The sequence below is a fragment of the Dietzia papillomatosis NBRC 105045 genome (assembly GCF_001570845.1).
GTDB classification, from domain to species: domain Bacteria; phylum Actinomycetota; class Actinomycetes; order Mycobacteriales; family Mycobacteriaceae; genus Dietzia; species Dietzia cinnamea.
The window spans coordinates 1-560 of sequence record NZ_BCSL01000128.1 but is presented as its reverse complement, the minus strand read 5'-3'; the positions used below and the strand labels follow the sequence as shown (position 1 = coordinate 560).

1 pseudogene is annotated in these 560 nt (G+C 65.2%); it reads left to right on the top strand.

From position 1 onward, the window contains the following. Positions 1-74 precede the first annotated feature (74 nt). A pseudogene (locus DPA01S_RS16130) lies at positions 75-560 on the top strand (IS21 family transposase); the annotation flags it as partial.

Here is a 560-nt window from a genome sequence, read left to right as displayed (position 1 = left end):
TGCCGGTCATCGTGTGCTCGTGTCGGTTCTACGCGTGGCAACCAGGCTGCGCGTGATTCCGAACAGGAGGCACGGTGACTGATTACCGATTGGTGATGTCGCTACTGCTGCAGGACAGGTCCTACCGGGACATCGAGGCGATCGCGGGTTGCTCGCACCGCACGGTCGCGAAGGCGAGGAAGGTGTGCCGCGAGCACGGGCTGACCGCCGTCGATCAGGTCGAGGCGCTCAGCGGCGAGGAGATTGACGCCTTGTTCACCGATGGGCGCAAGACGCCGTCGGCGGAGTTCGTGGCCTTCGACGTGGCGGCGACCGTGAAGAAGCGCACGGGCAAGAACAAGCTGCCGCTGCGGGTGCTGTGGGCCAACTACCTCGACAGCGACGGATCGCCGGGGCGGCGGCACTACAGTTATCAGCGGTTCTGCCAGATCGTCGGCACGTACGTCGAGGTCAGCGAGCTGACGATGCGGATCGCGCATGTGCCCGGGCACACGATGCAGGTCGACTGGGCGGGCACGAAGATGGCGATCTTCGACCCCGTCATCGGCACCAAGACCACA